The sequence below is a fragment of the Flavobacterium flavigenum genome (genome assembly GCF_027111255.2).
GTDB lineage: Bacteria > Bacteroidota > Bacteroidia > Flavobacteriales > Flavobacteriaceae > Flavobacterium > Flavobacterium flavigenum.
The window spans coordinates 5111113-5129485 of sequence record NZ_CP114285.2 but is presented as its reverse complement, the minus strand read 5'-3'; the positions used below and the strand labels follow the sequence as shown (position 1 = coordinate 5129485).

12 protein-coding genes are annotated in these 18373 nt (G+C 35.7%); 6 read left to right on the top strand and 6 right to left on the bottom strand.

Annotated elements, in window-relative coordinates; all coding sequences use genetic code 11:
• Positions 1-13 precede the first annotated feature (13 nt).
• Together corA and OZP09_RS21305 are read right to left on the bottom strand one after the other, a co-directional pair.
• Positions 14-1087: a magnesium/cobalt transporter CorA gene (gene corA, locus OZP09_RS21310; protein ID WP_281309970.1), complete on the bottom strand. Its 1074-nt coding sequence runs from the start codon at positions 1085-1087 to the stop codon at positions 14-16.
• A 227-nt stretch (positions 1088-1314) separates the two neighbouring features.
• A complete protein-coding gene (locus OZP09_RS21305; protein ID WP_269235634.1) occupies positions 1315-1986 on the bottom strand; it encodes a TetR/AcrR family transcriptional regulator in 672 nt (223 codons plus the stop codon).
• Between the two features lie 338 nt (positions 1987-2324).
• Between OZP09_RS21305 and OZP09_RS21300 the strand changes: the two genes are divergently transcribed.
• The 5 genes from OZP09_RS21300 to OZP09_RS21280 all read left to right on the top strand — a co-directional run bounded on the left by OZP09_RS21300 (position 2325) and on the right by OZP09_RS21280 (position 10624).
• Positions 2325-2966, top strand: a complete 642-nt coding sequence (locus tag OZP09_RS21300; RefSeq protein WP_269235633.1) for a carbonic anhydrase family protein — start codon at positions 2325-2327, stop codon at positions 2964-2966.
• 715 nt (positions 2967-3681) lie between these two features.
• Positions 3682-6186, top strand: a complete 2505-nt coding sequence (locus tag OZP09_RS21295; RefSeq protein WP_269235632.1) for an HD domain-containing protein — start codon at positions 3682-3684, stop codon at positions 6184-6186.
• A gap of 134 nt (positions 6187-6320) precedes the next feature.
• A complete protein-coding gene (locus OZP09_RS21290; protein WP_269235631.1) occupies positions 6321-7598 on the top strand; it encodes a hypothetical protein in 1278 nt (425 codons plus the stop codon).
• Positions 7595-8287: a hypothetical protein gene (locus tag OZP09_RS21285; RefSeq protein WP_269235630.1), complete on the top strand. Its 693-nt coding sequence runs from the start codon at positions 7595-7597 to the stop codon at positions 8285-8287. Before OZP09_RS21290 ends, OZP09_RS21285 begins: the two co-directional genes overlap by 4 nt.
• Positions 8288-8290: 3 nt before the next feature.
• On the top strand, positions 8291-10624 hold the full coding sequence (locus tag OZP09_RS21280) for an AAA family ATPase (RefSeq protein ID WP_281309969.1): 2334 nt from the start codon (positions 8291-8293) through the stop codon (positions 10622-10624).
• Between the two features lie 12 nt (positions 10625-10636).
• On the opposite strand, the gene OZP09_RS21275 is transcribed toward OZP09_RS21280, so the two are convergent.
• Positions 10637-10774, bottom strand: coding sequence for a hypothetical protein (locus tag OZP09_RS21275; RefSeq protein ID WP_269235627.1), 138 nt, complete (start codon positions 10772-10774; stop codon positions 10637-10639).
• Positions 10775-11164: 390 nt separating this feature from the next.
• Between OZP09_RS21275 and OZP09_RS21270 the strand changes: the two genes are divergently transcribed.
• Positions 11165-15721, top strand: coding sequence for an AAA family ATPase (locus OZP09_RS21270; protein WP_269235626.1), 4557 nt, complete (start codon positions 11165-11167; stop codon positions 15719-15721).
• A 236-nt stretch (positions 15722-15957) separates the two neighbouring features.
• On the opposite strand, the gene OZP09_RS21265 is transcribed toward OZP09_RS21270, so the two are convergent.
• From OZP09_RS21265 to OZP09_RS21255, 3 genes are all read right to left on the bottom strand, one after another.
• Positions 15958-16428 (bottom strand): JAB domain-containing protein, encoded by a 471-nt coding sequence (locus OZP09_RS21265; protein ID WP_269235625.1) that lies wholly within the window; start codon positions 16426-16428, stop codon positions 15958-15960.
• A 224-nt stretch (positions 16429-16652) separates the two neighbouring features.
• Positions 16653-17969 carry a PcfJ domain-containing protein gene (locus tag OZP09_RS21260; RefSeq protein ID WP_269235624.1) on the bottom strand — a complete coding sequence of 439 codons (1317 nt, stop codon included), beginning with the start codon at positions 17967-17969 and terminating at the stop codon, positions 16653-16655.
• Complete coding sequence (locus OZP09_RS21255; protein WP_281309968.1) at positions 17966-18370, bottom strand: PcfK-like family protein; 405 nt, start codon at positions 18368-18370, stop codon at positions 17966-17968. Before OZP09_RS21255 ends, OZP09_RS21260 begins: the two co-directional genes overlap by 4 nt.
• Between the last annotated feature and the right edge of the window lie 3 nt (positions 18371-18373).

The following is an 18373-nucleotide window of genomic DNA, read 5'->3' as shown; positions in this document are numbered from 1 at the left end:
TAATAGTGAATCTTTAAAACCAATGTCTTTTCTTAAAATAGATAATCAGGGCGATAACTAGTAAAAACATAATTCCCATGACAATAAAGTAACCGTTTTGGGCATGTAATTCGGGCATATTATCAAAGTTCATCCCATATACTCCAACAATAAAAGTAAGCGGAATAAAAACTGCCGAAATGATGGTGAGGGTTTTCATGATTTCATTCATTTTACGGCTTTGTTCCGAAAAATAAAAATTTGAGGCGCTTTCCAAAGAGCTCATATCTGATTCTATCTGTTCCAAAAGTTCAAGGCTTTTTTGATGCAGTCTGACAAAGAAATTAAAAGTCTCTTTTTGAATAAGACCATTCGTTTCATCATCATCTTTAATTGTTTTCAGATAATACAAAGAATCCCGAAGCGGTAAAATAGAGCGTTTCAAAAAATTAAAATTATCACGATGGTTTTCGATTTTCTCTAAAATAACCGGATCTGCCCCTTTTTTAGTTAAATTTATTAATTCCTCGATATTATTCTCTTCATCTTCTATCGTAATATAAAAATTTTCCATTACGGCATCCAACAACAAATAAAGCAGATAATCTACCTTTTTGGTTCTTACAATTCCAGCATGCGTGCGAATACGTTCCCGGATATGTGTAAAGAAGTCGCTTCGTTTTTCCTGAAACGAAATGAGTATTCCGTCCTTTAAAATAAAACTGAGCTGTTCTACTTTAAGTCCGTCTGAATATTCTGAAGGTAAAAGTGATTTAATGTTAAAAAATAAAATGTCCTGCTGTTCCTCGAGTTTGGTTCTTTTGGTAGTGTTTAAAATATCGGCGATTAAAAAATCATCAAATTGAAAATGATCGCCGATTGTTTTAATAAGATCAATATCGTTTAATCCATGAATATTGAGCCAGTTATTTTTAGTATAATCAAAGCAGGAATTTAGGGCTAAAACGGTAAACTTTTCATATTCAATAATATCTGAATCGTCATATACAAAAAGTTGCATCTCTGTTTCATGATCTTTGTGAGTCCCAGTATACTCTAAAGTGATATGTTGCAGCTTTCGTCCCTGTTTGTATTTTATCTTTCTCATTCATGAAATTTTACAATAGTAATATTACGAAAAAGAATCGGGATAAGAAATGACAATTGTCAGTTTGATATGAAGATATTGTTAGCAATTCAAAAAAAAAACACTTTATAAAATCAATACTTTTTAGTAAAACAATAATTCACGTTCTTTCATAAAATTTAGTGATAAAAAAACCGGATCTGTTTTGTCAAATCCGGTTTTGTGTTATATAAAATGCTTTAAAATCCCTAATCTAAAATTTTAAACAAAAAATCTTGAATAAAATGGCTGGTAAAATCCAATTCTTTTTTTGATGACACATCGGTAAGTTTAGGTAAATTAATACTAAAATATTGCTGATGATGCGAAGTTTCAATCAGCGTTGTACTTAAAGAGCGTGGGTATTTATATTTTGGGTTATATTCAGAAATTACCTCAGCTATTTTTCCACAGAGATCTTTATAAGGTTTAAACACCTCATTCTTATTGATTTCTGCAACTTCTTTTACCAAATATACTTTACTACTTTCTGCAATTACGATTTGATTAAGCAACTTTTTGTTGTAGTCAAATTGATTGGTACTTTCTGTGGGTTCCTGAGTCAAAAGATTTACAATTATTTTTAATCTTTCCTTTTTATCTGTGACGTTTTCCAGTTTAAATGTCACTAAAAATTCCATATATGACCAATACCAATTAAGGATGTAAAGCAGAAGTCTGTGTTTGTTTTCAAAGTACCTGTAAATAGTTGCCTCTGTGCTATTGATTTCCATAGCCAGCTTTTTGAAAGTAAACTGTTCAAAACCCAGCTCGTAAATAAGGTCAATAGCCTTTTTTACCATTAATCTCCCAACCTCACTGTTTTCGGGATTTCTTAAGAAAATCTTTTCGTTTATATCAAATTTTACCTGAAATTCCATATTAATAACTGTTTTAGCAAATGTAATAAAGATTTATTACTTGATAGTATCTATATTTCATGAAATTATTTAACAATTATTTGAGATAGTATTACTATCATTTGAAATAGTTTTGTTATTTTTAAACCAAATCATTATAAACAATTTTATGCTGATAAATACTAAAATACCAGTCTCTTACACCTTCAGGATCCATTTAGAAACCGCCCAACGGATACTGCGGTAACTGCTATCGCAAGAACTATTGAAATAAATATCAAGGACCTGTTGAAAGAAAAAGATATTCCTCAGCCCCTAACCGGAAAAATTTTATTTATCATAACTTAAATCAACCAAAAATGAAAACGTTAACTAAAGAAATGCAGGCCGCAATTACTCCTTCAAAAGCCTTAGAGTTACTAAAAGAAGGAAACCAAAGGTTTGTAAGCAACCTGAAAATAAACCGTAATCTTCTGCAGCAGGCTAATGAAACTTCAGACGGCCAGCATCCTTTTGCCGTAATCCTGAGCTGTATTGACAGCAGAACTTCGGCGGAACTAATTTTTGACCAGGGTCTTGGGGATATTTTCAGTGTGCGTATTGCCGGAAATATCATCAATGAAGACATTTTAGGCAGCATGGAATTTGGCTGCAAAGTCGCTGGGTCAAAAATCATTGTTGTATTGGGCCACACAAAATGCGGGGCAGTAAAAGGTGCCTGCGACCACGTTGAAATGGGGAATTTAACCGCACTGCTTACAAAAATAAGACCAGCGGTTGATGATGAAACCCAGACAAAAGAAAATCGCAATTCTGGAAATCCTGATTTTGTAGAAAACGTATCGGTAATCAATGTGAAACGCACCGTGAAATCCATTATGGAAAGAAGTCCTATCTTAAAAGAAATGATTGAAAAGGGAGAGATAGGAATCGTAGGCGGAACTCATGATATTACAACAGGGGAAGTCGCCTTTTTAGCTGACACAATGATTTTTAAATAATATTTGTTTTTCTAAAATGCATATAAAATAATTTTGTAATGCATTTTATGCAGTTAAGAAATATTTACAAAAAAGGGGCAGTCTCGGCTTTAGACTGCTCCTTTTGAGTCAGGATGAATTTATTTCTTAGATTCCTCAATAGAAGAATAAAAAATAATAAAAAAAGAAAAACCGCTATAAACATTAGTTTACAGCGGCTTAGCACTTATTATTGACTGATTTTAATCAGTACTTATTTTACTTCTTCAAAATTAACAACCTATATAAATCAATACTTTACAAACCAATGGTACAAATAAGGTACAAAAAAATCTAATTATAATCCTTGATATTCTTTAAGGAAAGACTTTCCTAAACAGTCGCTTATCTTTTAAGCAGCACATTTTTCTAGTGATCCGAATACTTTCAAAACGGCTATTCTCAAATATGACTTTTTTGCGGATAAAACTAATCTCAGTTAAAATATAAAAATAAAAAAAAATTGAGCGGCGAGCCTCGCCGCAGCCTAAGTTCCTAATTGTACTACTGCAAAATTCCTGAAGGTTAAAAATCGCTGATGGCGAACAAGTATAAATACGGGGCTGACTAAATTATTTATTATATATTTTTGAAATTATCTTGATCCATTACGGAAATCCGTAAAAATCAAGATAAAATAAGTGCGATATTTAACCGCCGTTAAACAGAAATAATAAACTAGGCAAATTATTAAAAAATGAGCGTAACAATAGACAGAGAAATCGGTATCGACGATTTAGAACTTGTAAAGCTACTTCAGAGTAGAAAAAGTGAATTTCTTCCCCACATAAAAGAAGTCTACGAAAAAGTAAAAAATGTACTGGAGCAAAGAATCCCGCATGTTTTTCCCAATTATACACTGCACAATATAGGTCATTCGCTCAGGATCATAAAAAACATGGCCAGTATTGTTGAAGACATCGACCAACTGGATGAATTAGAAATTGCCATATTAATATTGTCGGCCCTACTTCATGATGTCGGAATGGCGGTAAGTGAAGAGGATATAAAATTGATCAAAAATGATGATTTTCCCTATTTTGAAATAAAATATTCCGCGGTAGTTAAAACTATTGAAGATGAAGAGTTGGCATTGCAAGAATATGTGAGAATGTTTCATTCCTCACTTTCTGCCAAATATATACAGGAAGAGTTAAAGGGTAAATTTGACATTCCCAGATTATCGCTTAATTTCACAAAAGAACTCGCGTTAATCTGCGAAAGCCATACTAAAGGATTTGACTGGATAACAAGTAATTTGACAGTAAATGAGTTGAAAGGAGACTACAGATTTAATTCGCAGTTTCTAGCCTGCGTGCTTCGGCTGGCCGACATTTTGGATATCGATTCAAATAGAACTCCTTTTAATCTTTACCAATTGATTTCTCCAACCGGGATCAGCAAAGAGGAATGGGACCAGCATTTCATTATTTCAAATAATCAAAAAATAAAAAAAGACTCAAAAACCGGTCTTAAAACAATTTACTTTACGGGTCAGTGCGAAAGTCCACATACCCATCGAAAAATATTGACCTATATTGACTGGGTCGCCTATGAGATCACAAACTGTACGCAGTTAGCCAATACGATGTCTTCCCAATATAATCTGCTCTATGACACCACCCCAGAGGTCCAAATACAGACCATAGGCTACACCTTTTCAGATTACAAAATGAAACTTGATTATAAGGCCATCAGTGCGCTTTTGATGGGAGAAAAAATATATGGAGACAAATCTTTAGGCTTGCGCGAACTCATACAGAACTCTATAGATTCCTGCAAAATAAGACAGGAAATCGTAAATGAAAATCTGCAGATCGGTGCAGAAAAGTATGTGCCAAAAATCAAGATTATCATCAACGAAGCACAAAATGAAGTTACTATTAAGGATAATGGTACGGGAATGTCTCTGGAAATCATCAAAAAGCATTTCCTAAACATAGGCGTGTCCTATTATACTTCGAAAGATTTCAAGTTAAGGGATCTGGCCTATAAGCCCATCGGAAATTTCGGAATTGGTTTTCTTTCCTGTTTCATGCTTTCGGACGAGGTAAAAGTAATAACAAGATATTACAAATCTTCTGACAGATACTTAATAAATCTCGAAAAGAATAACGAGTATACATCTTTAACGAAAGCAGAAGATCATTCACTTGACGGAACCGAAATTATTCTAAATTACAAAAATTTTATTAATGTTTTTGAAAATAATTCTGCTAAGGTTGTTGCTTTTATGAATAAATATTTCCTTACTGACGATATTCAGGTAGAACTCTATGACAATTCAAATGTTCCCATTTTAATTTCAAATAATTTAAAGACAGTAACAGTACCTGATGGCTTGATCAAAATTGATTTAAGCAATTATTTAAAAGATATTGAGGGATATGCACTTATTAAAAAGAAAAGCGATTATGTTTCTAGTATCAATCATATTGATTTTAAAGGAACTTTATTTCAATATTCCTGTGACGGAATCAAAATCGTGCAAGATACATCAGCAATAGATATCGATAATTTTATAATTAATAGTGAGCTGAAATATTACAACATTCCAATTGTCAGAACTGCTATGGAAAATGACTTCCTAAGTATTTTAAAATATAATGATTTGGAAGACACTATTGATAAGCTGGAAAGGGATTTGGAATGGATTTCGGTAATTGTACCCAATAACTTAGATTTAGATTTTAAAGATTTTGAATTTGCCAATATAGGCGATTATTTGTATGATAATTTAGGATACGAAAATTTAATTGAGTTAGGTCACTCCAATAATTGCAAAACTTATGCAACATATGAAAAAGTCAATTTATTTGAGGGAAAAACTAATGAACTCTATTTGCCTTTTCAGTCCGTGATATTATCCAAAAATACCTTTTATTACAGGAGATATGAGGAAAAACGAAAAGAATTGTACGTTCGAAATGTACTAATTAACAACTTTAGATATGAAGCGCCAACACAAGCTAAAATATTCGATATTGAAATGATTATGGTGAACTTAAATTCCAGAAAATTTGTTCCTGATATATCAAGAAATAATTTTGACTATCCTACGAGTTTAGATATAAACTACATAATAGGGAAAGCAATACACCTTGGCGCCTTTCATAATCTCGGTTTAGAAGATGATAAAAAGTTCACTTTGAAAAAGTTCATTCAATCTTATTACTGTGAAAAGAGCGAATTCGAAATTTAACAGCTGAAGTTAACCGAAATAACATATTGTTCATCTATTGTTTATACCAATAAAAAAAGTGCATCTAAATGAATGTTCACTTTTGAAGCAGCACATTGTAAACCTATTACTCAAATAAAAGAGAAAAACAGCATATGAATACTGACGCAACACCTAGCTGGTCGGGATATATTTTTCAGGGAGAGGTAGCCTTGTGCCGTGCTATCGAAACCATGAACAGTCTGCCCCATCCAATCCCTGACGGCTATTGTCTTAAACTGGAAGAAGATGAAGATTTTTCCCTGCAAACCACAGAAATTGAAGTCTTTCAGGTCAAAGCTTATCTCAGTAAGGATGCAGATAAGATCAGTAAATACAAAGAGGTAATTGAAGAACTTATTGATAAATATTACTATCATAAACGGGTTGAAAAGGATCCAAATGACGGTCGCAAAAGAAACCATATATATTTTGACAGGGTGCGGAAAAAACCGGTCAAATGCAATCTGATTACCGACAGTGTGATTACGGATTTCCAACCAGATCTGTCCAATTTTGATAATAAATACAGTAAAGCAACAAATTTTGAGTGCTTGCAGAGCGAGTATACTATCGCCAACATCCACCAAAAGCTCATGGATGCCGTGACACAGCATTATGCAGCAACAGGAATTGCCGAAGAAGATGCTGCTATAAAAACTGCCCAATGCTGTTATAATATTACCAGAATCGTAAAGGAAAGACATGCCAGTAAAAAGAAAACAAAAATTTTCTTTAAGGATATTAAACAATGGATGGATTCGGCACTGGCTTTTTCAGAGGATTTGTGCTGGTTTGAAATCTCAAAGCTGTTTTTAAAATTCTTATCGGAGGATCTAGTTTTGTATGATTTGAATGATGCCGGTCAATTGGCAGAGTTTATCAAACTTCAGGCTGCAGTAGATGAACTTGAGAAGCTTCCCTACAATGATCTGATTTCCTTGATACAGTTCCATACGACTCCGCATAAAAAACTCGACAAAAATAATCTGCGGCAGAGTTTTGCAGGTTTTTTAGAGGGGAGTGCTGTAAGATCTGTCGTACTGAAAGCAATCAAAGAAATAATACAGCTGCCTTATTTTAAAAACCTGCAGTATACCAAAATGACGCCAGAGGGTCAGGCAGTCCGATATCAGCTACTGAATCACAATAGTGAATTTGATGATTCTATGCTGGAGCAGATCAGATTCCAGCAGCATTGCGAGGAATTCTACAAACATCCCAATACCATTGATGTGGATCTGTTTGTAACCCGTCATCTCTCGCACAGCCAGCAGGAAATTAGAGATAAAATCACCAATATACTGGATCCGCACGCCACTGAAGAAGAAATTAACAAGCGACTTTTTGGATTCTCCTCCATTGAAAAAACCATAAATGACATCAACAAATGAGAAATATTATAAAAGAAATCAGCATGCAGAGCGGGCTTAAGTACATCAATGTGGATGAAAATCTGGATTTTGCCTACTACGAGGACAAGGATGATTTTTATCTGCTGTGTTTTTATGACCATTCGGATCTGATGCGCATTACAGGAGAAAACATAAAAATACTAGAATATGCACTTAATAATATTGTGGTCAATACCAAAAAAAGTGAAACTCTAACCCAGTTTATTGACCGGAACATAAATTACAATCTTTCCCTTATTTTATTTGCAGCCCTGGATGGTGATTATCCTAATCTGATACAGGAGCTAAGTAAAGTGGAAGAGAATTACATCAATTCCAAGAAATATATTTTACCCTATAATAATGATGCTCTTGAAGTGCTAAAGGAGAAAATATCCAATACAGCCGCGCTGGTCAGTGATTTAAATGACCTTGCAATTGCGCACAGTGATTCCATCCAGGAGAACCAGGACAAGTGGTATGATCTGCTGCTGAACCTTTTTATAAAAATTCCCTATCTTAATTATCAGCCCGCCGATCATAGTTTAACCTTAACCACACTGTCAGATTCGCTAAATGAGGCGATGACAGACAGAGAATCTTTTCTGCTTTCAATAATTAATGACAGCAATATTCACGCTATCACAGACATCGAAAACTTTGTTAATGCAAAAAATATGACACAATAAATTATGGCAGCCTATAAAATTTCCAGTCTTACAATTAAAAATTTTAAATGTTTTGACCATATTGTTTTTGATTTTAGCAGCAACAGCCTTGTGGTGTTTGACGGACCCAACGGTTACGGTAAAACCACCGCTTTTGAGGCATTGGAAGTACTGCTTACAAAAACGCCGCGAAAACTGGCCAAAGTCAAACTTGATAAGCGTTACAAATACAAAAACAGCCCTATCCATAAGGCTGAAAATCTGCCTATTGAAATTGCTGCCGTCTTTGAGTCTGAAGCAGAACAGATTCTAAATATAAAAAGGATAATTCCCGCCGCCGATTTGCGCCAGTCAAAAAAAAACAATATTGGCTTGATATTCAATGATTCCGTATTGTACATTGATAATGTGCAGTCAAGTGAGCAGGCGCTGGAAGAAGCGTTGGAATTTAAAAATCTTGACAATCTCTTTAACGTCCTAAACTACGTAGAACAGGACGAAAATACCTATTTTTTAAAAGAAGATCCTAAAGAAAGGTATAAAGCGCTTATTTCACTGCTTGGAGGCAGTGAAGAAAGGATATTGTATGACAAAACCATTGAGTTCTGCAGGAAAACAAGTGAAAAAGTACATCAGCTAAACTTGGCAATTAACGCTATAAATACGCCGAATACAGAGACATTGAAGGACGATGGACAGCAGGTGCACTACAAAGCGCTGCTGCCGGGACTTTCCCCTCTCCTGCCCTGGGATTCACAGCTCATTACCAATACTAATCTGGATCTACACAATTCCTACCTTGTAGAGATTAAAAAGGTGGAAAATCTCTTTGAGATGAAAACTGCGATCCAAAATGTTTTAGCGATAAAAAAGCTAAACGATATAATAAACAATAATGCCGTGCTGCAGTCTTTCGTGGAGAACTTTTGGAACATCCAGAATTTTGCAGTTCTGGAAGAAGAAGACAAAAAACGAAAAGAAAATGATAATCAGATCTCAGGCTATATATCCCTGATAACTTTGATTGATAATAAACGCTACTCGGAAATTTTATCGGATAAGCAACTTTTTGATCTGGAAGACAAAACCGAAAAACCTGCGCTGGATTTTAACCTGCTGCGTACGCAACTTACCCTTACGATATCATTAATTGAAAGCCTTAGTGTACAGAATCAGATACTCTCTGATCTTAAGGATAAAAGGGAGGGACTTAATAAAGTGATCGAAGCACATAAAAGTGTACTTGAGCTTAAAGACGGCGAATGCTACACCTGCGGTTACAACTGGCAGACTACCGAGCAGCTTAAGCAGCAGATCGAGGAAACTGAAGTAAAGATTTTCAGCTCTTACACCAGAGAAAATGACAGGCTGGAAAGCATGAAGCTCGCGTTGGAAAACGACTTTTTAAAAGTAATAAAATCATTTATTGAAAATCAGGCTGAAAAGTTAACAAAAGAAAATGGACTGCTTATCAGTCCATACCGATTTCAAAACCTTAAAAACAGCTTTTCCGCACTAAATTCCCAGTCAGCCGAGCTGGCATCATTATTTTCTGCAGAAGAGCTGAAGGAGATCATGTCATACATCAATATGCGTACTATTGAAAATCTAGAAAACGCTGTTTTAAAGCTGGTGGAGCTCATCAGCAGAAAAAGACCTGAAATTGACAGCAGCATCAATATTGATCAGGTCATCAATGACTTTAATTTCTATTTTTCAGGAAAAATTGAAGAGCTGAATGTTTTAGAAAGCGAAGATTTAAAAAACAAACGACTCTATGTGCAGCATCAGTACTACAATGCAATCAACCAGACATTGCAAGGTCTTGTGCAGCGCAAAGAAAAACTGGAACATATCTATGATGAAATCAATGGTATAGGGTTAAAAATAGATCAAAAAATAAGGCAGTATACCAAGAGTATTGTGGAAAAAATCAGCATCCCGTTTTACATCTTTACAGGTAAAATACTGCAGAACCACACACTGGGTTCTGGATTGCTGCTGATTTTGGATATAGACAAGGAAAACTCGCAAATATACATAAGGCCTAAGCAGCGGGATCAGGAAGTGACTTACACCTTATCGTCAGGACAGCTGGCTGCAACGGTAATTTCCTTGATGCTGGTGCTTAACAAAGTCTTCAATAATTCTAAACTGGGTACGATTTTTATCGATGACCCGCTGCAGACTTTAGATGAGATAAATTCGCATTCACTGGTCGAGTTGCTCAAATACAATTTCAGCGATCAGCAGATTATATTATCAACCCATGAGGACAGGTATTCTCAGTTTTTACAATATAAATTCAATAAGTTCAATTTATCCAATAAAAGCCTACGGCTGAAAGATCTTACCTAACAGAAAATAGATTTATCCAGTGCAATGCCTGCACGAAATATTGAATCCGGTCCATTTTTTCCCATACAGCAGTGCAGTTATTGTGCTGCTGTTACGGCTTCTGATTCCGATATATTTAATTGCTACCTTTAACAGAGATATTAAACTCATTTGTTTTTCCATTTGAAATCACAGTCAGAGGCGGCATTGGATGTACCAGGCGACCGTAATATAACCCCTGTTCTCTATCCTTATCTATTAAAGTATGCCCTTGTCGTTTAAGTTCCAGTAAAATAATCGGCCTATCATCTATTGTAAGAAGAATATCAAAAACTGACCTAGTCGCAAACTTAACTAGATCTTTAAAATCAACTTAAAAAAGATTTTGATTCATTCTTAAAAATAGAAGTTACGATGTTTTCAACGGTCTTTCCAGTTTGTAAAATATCAAAACTTAAATATATTAATATTCAAAAATATTGATATATTTACTTTCAAATCATTAAGAAAAGCAGGGATAGTATTCTATTGCACAAAGTCCAGTTTTAAAAAGAAATCTTTATGTCTTTAGTTACCTATGAACAGCCATTTGTTGCTATTTTACCAGATGAGGACAAACCGATGGCTCCTGCTAATAAATCTTTTCCGTATAACCAGATTGCAGATCCGCGCCGCTTTGAACAGCTCCTGTACTCTATTTACAGTATTCGCATAGCAGAAAACAGTTTTGAACAGTTTGACTCTATTAGCTTAATGTCGGGAGTGAGGGAGAAAGGACGTGACTGCGCTTTGTTTACATCTGGAAAAAGCACCGGAGTAATTCAATGTAAAAAGCATAGCTCCAATCTTTCTATTACCTCATTCGGTGAGGAGATTACAAAATTTGTTCTTTACAGCTTATTGGAACCCAGCCTTATTGCTGATCCTGATAATTTTATTTATTACATTGCAGTGTCAACCGGTTTTGTATCTGAATGCAGTGATTTCATTGAAAATTTTCACCAAAAGATTCTCCAACAACAGAAGGAGCTTCAAAACTGGATTACAACGAATTTAAAAAAGCCGACTCTGCAGGATCTGAAACCTCAGCAGAATTCTCTCGTCTGTACGCTACTAGATATTTTTTCGAGAATAAAAGTTAAGAAAATAGGACCTTCAGATCTGGATGCGATGCTAACACTTCCTACATGTTCACATTTAATAAATTCTTTCTTTGAAGTGCGCACTGTTATAAACCAGCAAGCCTCCGAAAAGATTATCAATTACCTTGACAAAACTCTAGATGAGTCCAAAATAAAAGCTACTCTGAAAAAAAGTTCTGCAGCGTTATCTTTGGAAAAAAACCACCTTGAAGAGGTTGCTGATTCTCACATTCCAAGAAATGAAACCCAAGTCCTTTTGAACTGGATAACTGGAGACAGTATCAGGGACGATATAGGAAGACATTTAAATATATGCCTTCTGGCAGGAAATGCTGGAATGGGTAAAACAGTAATTTTAAAAGATTTATATGACCAGCTTATTGAAAAGGGAATTCCAGTTATGGGTCTTAAAGCTGACAGACTTGTAAGTTCCAGCATTGTTGAACTCCAGCATAAAATTGGTCTGACAGTCCCTGTGTTGGATTTTATCGAAATGTGCAAAGAAAAATATCCGAAAACTGTAATTCTAATAGATCAGATTGATGCACTTTCTCAGGCAATGTCCGCTGACCGTAATTATCTTCGTGTTTTTAAAAGCATAATTGATTCCTACACCTATGATGCCAACATAAGGATAGTGGTTTCTGTTAGGCATTTTGATCTGAATTATGACCCTTCGCTGAGAATTTATAAACATTTAAAAACAGTCAATACTGAACTTTTTACCGAAGAGGAGGTAAAAAGCCTTTTAGACAAAGCCGGGATTATAGACAATGATCTATCCCCTAAACTATTACAGCTTTTAAGAACACCAAACCACATCAATATATTTACCCGACTGCCTTCAGCAGTAAAATCAGGAAACTCAATCAAAAACCTTCAGGATCTGTATGCAGAACTTTACAAACTTAAAGTGCTATTTGTTGATCCTGCTGCACCGGCACAACCCGCCAAATTAAAAAAAGTGCTTTTTAAAATCGCCTCAAAAATGTTCGACTGTCAGAGCATAACCGTCAGTGAACTACAGTTTGAGGACTTCAAAAATGAATTAAATTATCTTGAAAGCGAAAGGCTGATCAAAATTGAGGATGTACAGATACAGTTTTTCCACCAGACTTTTTATGATTTTATTTTCGCTAAACGATTTGTCGAAAAGTCATTTAGCCTCTATAAATATATTCATAAAGAAGATCAGTCAATTTTTATCCGCTCTGCCGTAAAGATGATATTTACTTACCTAAGACAGTATGCTCCCAAGATATTTTTAGACGAACTTGGAAAAATTTTTACCGATAAGAAGATTCTTTTCCACATCAAGCAATTATGTTTCTCTCTTCTGCTTTTCCTGGAAGATCCCACCTCCGAAGAAAGAAAAATGGTTTCACAGATAATGGTGGAAAGTTCGGATTTTGAGCTGTTATTTTTCGAACTCGGCAGATCCGAAAAGTGGCTTGAACTTGCCTTGGAAAAAAACATAATAGAAAGTTTTTTAAATGCTTTAAAACACAACGATTCAGTAAAGATTAATAAAGAACAAAATAAAATTTACCAGTATTATGTTTCTGATTTTCTGCAGTCCTATCTTGAAAAAAATAATGCTGACGCTTGGTCGTTTATCTTAAAACTAAACAATACTTACATTAAAGAGACTATCCTTTCAAGACTAAAAAACTGGAAAAATTCAAAAGCCTTTACACTTTTGGAGCAGTGCAGTGATTTTTTTAATAATGATCCCTTTGGCTATTTTCTTGCCATGGAACATATCGCGGAAATTAATCCTGAATACTGCCTGGAAACTCTCCAAAAAAGATTCCTTACAAAAGAATGGATGGAAGAAGCTAGACATACCGATCATCAGGAAAAAAAGGTATTTAAGATTTTAGCCAAACACATTCCAGAAAAAATCATTGATTTGCTACTTCCTATACTTATAGAAGAATTAGAAACAAACAAACATTCATACTCAGAATTGTACGATGATTATTTTTATTCAGATGTAAACCTTAGAAATGATAATGAGTCACATGACAAAGGATACTATTATTGGCTTTTGGCGCGTTGTATACGCCAATTGGCACAGAATTGTGATCCGAAATTTTTACGATTTGCCGAAGAACACCGAAATTCAGAATTTGATTCAGTTCAGCGTCTTTTGGTATATGCCATAAACGGTTCTGAAAGAATCTACTTAGACGAGATTTTTAAACTTTTTAAACATTTTTACGATAAAAAAAGATTTATGACCTCGCGTGATCTGGGTGTAGAATATCGTGATATATTACAGAAGAGCCTGCCATTTTTCAGCCAAATCCATGTGCAGGAAATTATAGCAATGATGCTGAGTCTTAGAATTCCAGGAGAGACAGCCGTGTATAGAGATGGCATTAAATATTTGAATGTTGGTCATACCCAGCATGTCCTGCTACAGCGTTTTCCAGATGATATAATTGAACAGAATAAAGAACTTAGAAAACTAAAACAGGAATTAAACCGTAAATTTAAGCCATACAAAGAAACATATCATTCCCATGATCTATTAGCCGGAGTTGTACATAGACCATTGTCAGATAATGCATACGAGAGAATGTCGGTGAGCCAATGGCTGAAATCCTTTAAAAAATATAATGCCGAAAGAGAGCCTTTTCAAGAAGATTCAAGAAAAGGCGGGCTTTACGAGCACGCCAGGGCTTTTAAAGATTTTACTAAAAAGTATCCAACCCAGGAAAAAGCACAGATTATTGAAAAAGTAATCCAGAATGGTGAAATCAATCTGGAATATGCTCTTTATGGACTTGAAGGTCTATGTGAAGCTGAATTTGACGCAGAAAAAATCCATCAATTGTTCAAAAAAATTATGCCGTCCAGAGAAAAATTTCTGGATAAATATTCATTTTTGAATATTGCTAATTACCTTTTAAAATCCAATATTCAAGATGCTGATATATTGGATTATCTAATTATAACAGGAAAAACAGTTGAAGGAAAAAAGATAGACTATTCAAAATATGTTGACACTTCTACCAGAGGGCTTTTAACAGCTGGCATAAATACAATTTATGGACGCGCAGCAAAAAACCTTATTTGTCTTCAAATTAATAAGTACGAAGATTTTATCTTCCCTGCGGTTCAGGATATGCTTCAAAACGGCCCTGATGAACAAAAAGCCGTTGTAGTCCGTTATTTTGCATATTTAAACAAAATCAACAGGGAAAAATCTTTCAATATTTTCAGTGACCACCTCCGGCAAGAAGATAATGTTTATGTCCTGGCATCAGCAATCTGGTCTATGCAGTATATGGGAAATCATGATTTTAAAAAATTAGTTCCGATATATCTAAAACTTATTTCATGCAGTTCACTTGGAAAGGAAGACTCACAGTGGCTTTTTTCAATCCTGTATCTTTCTTATCTTCTGCAAAAAGAAGGAGCGGAAGAACTGCTATTCAAGTTAATTAAAGTTAATTCTTCATCTGGAAATTCATCTTTTAATTTAGTCTTTGAGCATTTCTATTTCAATGATGCATCTCCTGACAAATCAAACAAAGTGTTGTTACAGATCTTAGAGTCCAATAATGCAGAATCAGATGAAAGACTTCACATCTTCTATTCAGAATTTGAAACACTTAAACTAGATGACATTTCTGAGTTTTTGACTAAGTATATCAAATCACCAAAATTTCAGTTTTCGGGCTCTCTTGTTCGATACCTGACCCAACAATGCATCAGCAATCCAGTTCTTTGCATTAAACTTTTTAATATGGCTGTAGAATCTGACAACAATAATCTGCATCGCGACAGGGGATATCAAAGAGATCATGAAACAACACGATTTATTATTGGTGCCTTTAATTCTTTAAAAGACTCAGGCAAAGCAAGCAGAAAGCTGAGAAAACAGCTGCTGCAGTCCTTTGATAAACTTCTCAGAGACTACCGCTCAAGAAAAACATCTGAAAAAGTATTGGAAGAATTACTTTAGAAAATCTCTCGTAATTTAAAATGACCGTTTTGATAGATACCTTTTTTGCTCTCCTCCTCAAGGTACCGCAAGAATACATAAGTACCACTCTATTATTAATTAACCTATTTGGCTTCTTCGAAATATTTTCATGGATAAATGGCATGTGCGAACTATAATAGTTTTATACGCAGATTTCAGATAACTTCTTTTTAAATTGCTTTTACCTATTTCAAATAAAAATTATGATGAAGGAGCTATAAAGCGCCTTCATCAACAAAGGAATAATAGGTTTCAGGAGTAATGATCAGGTGATCCATAAGTGTAATATCCATAATTCTCCCTGCTTCTTTCACTTTATTGGTTATCTGTTTGTCAGCCTCGGAAGGCTTAAACTGACCTGATGGATGGTTATGAATCATAATCAGCGCTACGGCATTTGCTTTAAGTGCTGATGCAAAAATCAGTCTGAGGTCAACCACAGTGCCGGAAATACCTCCAGAAGATACTTCATAAATTCCGAGCACTTTATTGGACTGATTTAAAAGCATGATTTTAAACTGCTCGAAAAATTCTATTGTATCAGGATTCCAGGACTGGAGTGCCAGCTGGTAAGCCGTTTTGGAAGAATTGATAAAAGGTCTTTCGGATGCTTTTACTTTTGTTTTATAGACCAATTCAATTTCTGCTACCTGATTCCAGTTCTGAAGTGTTTTTGAAGTTTCCATGATTTCTAAAGTTTAAAGATTAATAATGGAACCTGCACCGGGAATGAGAAAGCGAGCGAAAAAAGCAACGCAATAAAGCAGGTTTTTCCACCTGCATTTATGGGGGAATTTTTTTCTGCGAACCGCCTTTCCTTCCCGAGCTTTGTTTCGGAATTAAGCCTGAACCCTGAAACAATAGCCCCTTCAAGTGTCTGCGCCGCGAAATACCACAAAAAAGCCGAAAACTAAATTTCGGCTCTTTCTTCTTTTTTGTTTTTCATTCGCTTTTTAATCTGATAGAGGTTCTGATGCAGAAGCTTTAAAATCTTCTTGTGATGCGGGGAAATCTTGTTTTTGTCTCCCCTGCACTGCAGGACTTCAAGCGAGGGAAGCGCCACCTCTATGGTCTCCACAGGCTTGTTCTCAAATCTAGCCGAAAGGATAAGGGAGTTTTTCTTCTTGTAGTATTCGTTGGTAAACACGCAGTGGCGGAGCATATCGCCCTGTTCCAGAAAATCATGCACGCTTTCCATCACGCAGATGGAAAGATTCTCACGAGTGAACTCCAATCCGAAAAACTGTTTTTTCTGCTCTTCATAGCCAATCTGCGCCTGCTGTATTTCTTGGCGTAGCTCTTTTATATGCTGACGTCTTTGGATTATGCGTTTTCTCTCCACTAGCCTGTCGTGCACCTCTTCCAAATTCTCAGGGCATACCAAATCGGCATTATTCAAATCCTTTTTGAACCATCTGAGCAGGGAGATGTAATCTTCCCACATTATAAAATCCTTTACCTTGTAATGGTTCTTAGCGCAGGTTTTCACTGCCTGCCAGTTCTCCCTGATGTGCTGTGAGTGCGAGGTCAGATAATGGGAAAGAAAATCGGTCTGCCCAGTCTTGAGAAGCGTCTCTGCATGGGAATCTTTCAAAAGAGCAGTGAAGAGAATCTGTGGAGCGATACCGCAGCAGCTGCCTTTGAAGCCGTTTCTTTTCAAAACGGAAATGGTCTTTGTCGATGAATAAACCTTATATGGATTGATGCGGTACTTGGGAGAATCCTCAAAACTTTTCGGGCGGATTTCAAGGGAAGTATAATATTTCCAAGAATCATAGGCTTGCGAGAAAACATTGGTGCCGAGAGAAAGCGTTCGCACCTCCCCTTTCACGTTTATCCAATGCTGCATCACTTCCTTATGGAAATAAGTCGGCATGCAGTTCTTTTTCATATTCTTGTGCGAACAGATGATGCGCACGACCTGAAATCCACCGCATACATCCAACACAGCGAAATATTCTATTTCTTTGAAATGCACCTGATTGTACTGGTGCATTTTAAGCTTTCCCCTGCATGAATTGCAATTGATAAACTTTTGGCACGATGCTTTCTGCGCATCGGGCTTCCAGGAGTGGGCGCATTCCAGGCAGTGGAATTTCCCCCTTGAAAGCACGCCCCATTTGATGAAAATGTTTTTTTCTGCCCAAACCTGCATCTTCTGCGATACAGGCGAAAGGGTCTCACTAAGGGACACAATCTGTTTTTCGATGTTGGTTTTGGGTATCATAAATCAAAAAGCGTTAAGGTTTTTGATTCGAGTTTTGGAGCAGTGGGTGCCGTTTTTACAGCGGCAGTATTTTGCGGAACTTCTACAACTGAAGTAAACAAATCAGCCGCGGGAGGCTGACCTGCCAAAACTTTGCAGTTTACAGGCTGAGGCTGTCCGATGCTGTCATCGGTGTAGTATCTGACCGCCATGTCAAATATTTCCTGATTGTCAAAGGCGCACAGTCCCGTTTTTTTCACCTCGCCGAATATGTAATTGCAGCAGCCTTCCAAGTTTTTAGATTCCTTGGCGAACTCCTTTGCAAAGACAGCGTCAGCAAGGGCGGTCTGATTGAGGTAATTTTCTATAGCGGTCTTAAAGTTTTCTGAAGCTTTCATAAGGGAAGATTTAAGATGAAACAAAAA

Bases quoted from the DNA above. Each gene is read 5' to 3' on its own strand.
- corA (WP_281309970.1), bottom strand. From the start codon at position 1,087: ATGAGAAAGATAAAATACAAACAGGGACGAAAGCTGCAACATATCACT.
- OZP09_RS21305 (WP_269235634.1), bottom strand. From the start codon at position 1,986: ATGGAATTTCAGGTAAAATTTGATATAAACGAAAAGATTTTCTTAAGA.
- OZP09_RS21300 (WP_269235633.1), top strand. From the start codon at position 2,325: ATGAAAACGTTAACTAAAGAAATGCAGGCCGCAATTACTCCTTCAAAA.
- OZP09_RS21295 (WP_269235632.1), top strand. From the start codon at position 3,682: ATGAGCGTAACAATAGACAGAGAAATCGGTATCGACGATTTAGAACTT.
- OZP09_RS21290 (WP_269235631.1), top strand. From the start codon at position 6,321: ATGAATACTGACGCAACACCTAGCTGGTCGGGATATATTTTTCAGGGA.
- OZP09_RS21285 (WP_269235630.1), top strand. From the start codon at position 7,595: ATGAGAAATATTATAAAAGAAATCAGCATGCAGAGCGGGCTTAAGTAC.
- OZP09_RS21280 (WP_281309969.1), top strand. From the start codon at position 8,291: ATGGCAGCCTATAAAATTTCCAGTCTTACAATTAAAAATTTTAAATGT.
- OZP09_RS21275 (WP_269235627.1), bottom strand. From the start codon at position 10,774: ATGAGTTTAATATCTCTGTTAAAGGTAGCAATTAAATATATCGGAATC.
- OZP09_RS21270 (WP_269235626.1), top strand. From the start codon at position 11,165: ATGTCTTTAGTTACCTATGAACAGCCATTTGTTGCTATTTTACCAGAT.
- OZP09_RS21265 (WP_269235625.1), bottom strand. From the start codon at position 16,428: ATGGAAACTTCAAAAACACTTCAGAACTGGAATCAGGTAGCAGAAATT.
- OZP09_RS21260 (WP_269235624.1), bottom strand. From the start codon at position 17,969: ATGATACCCAAAACCAACATCGAAAAACAGATTGTGTCCCTTAGTGAG.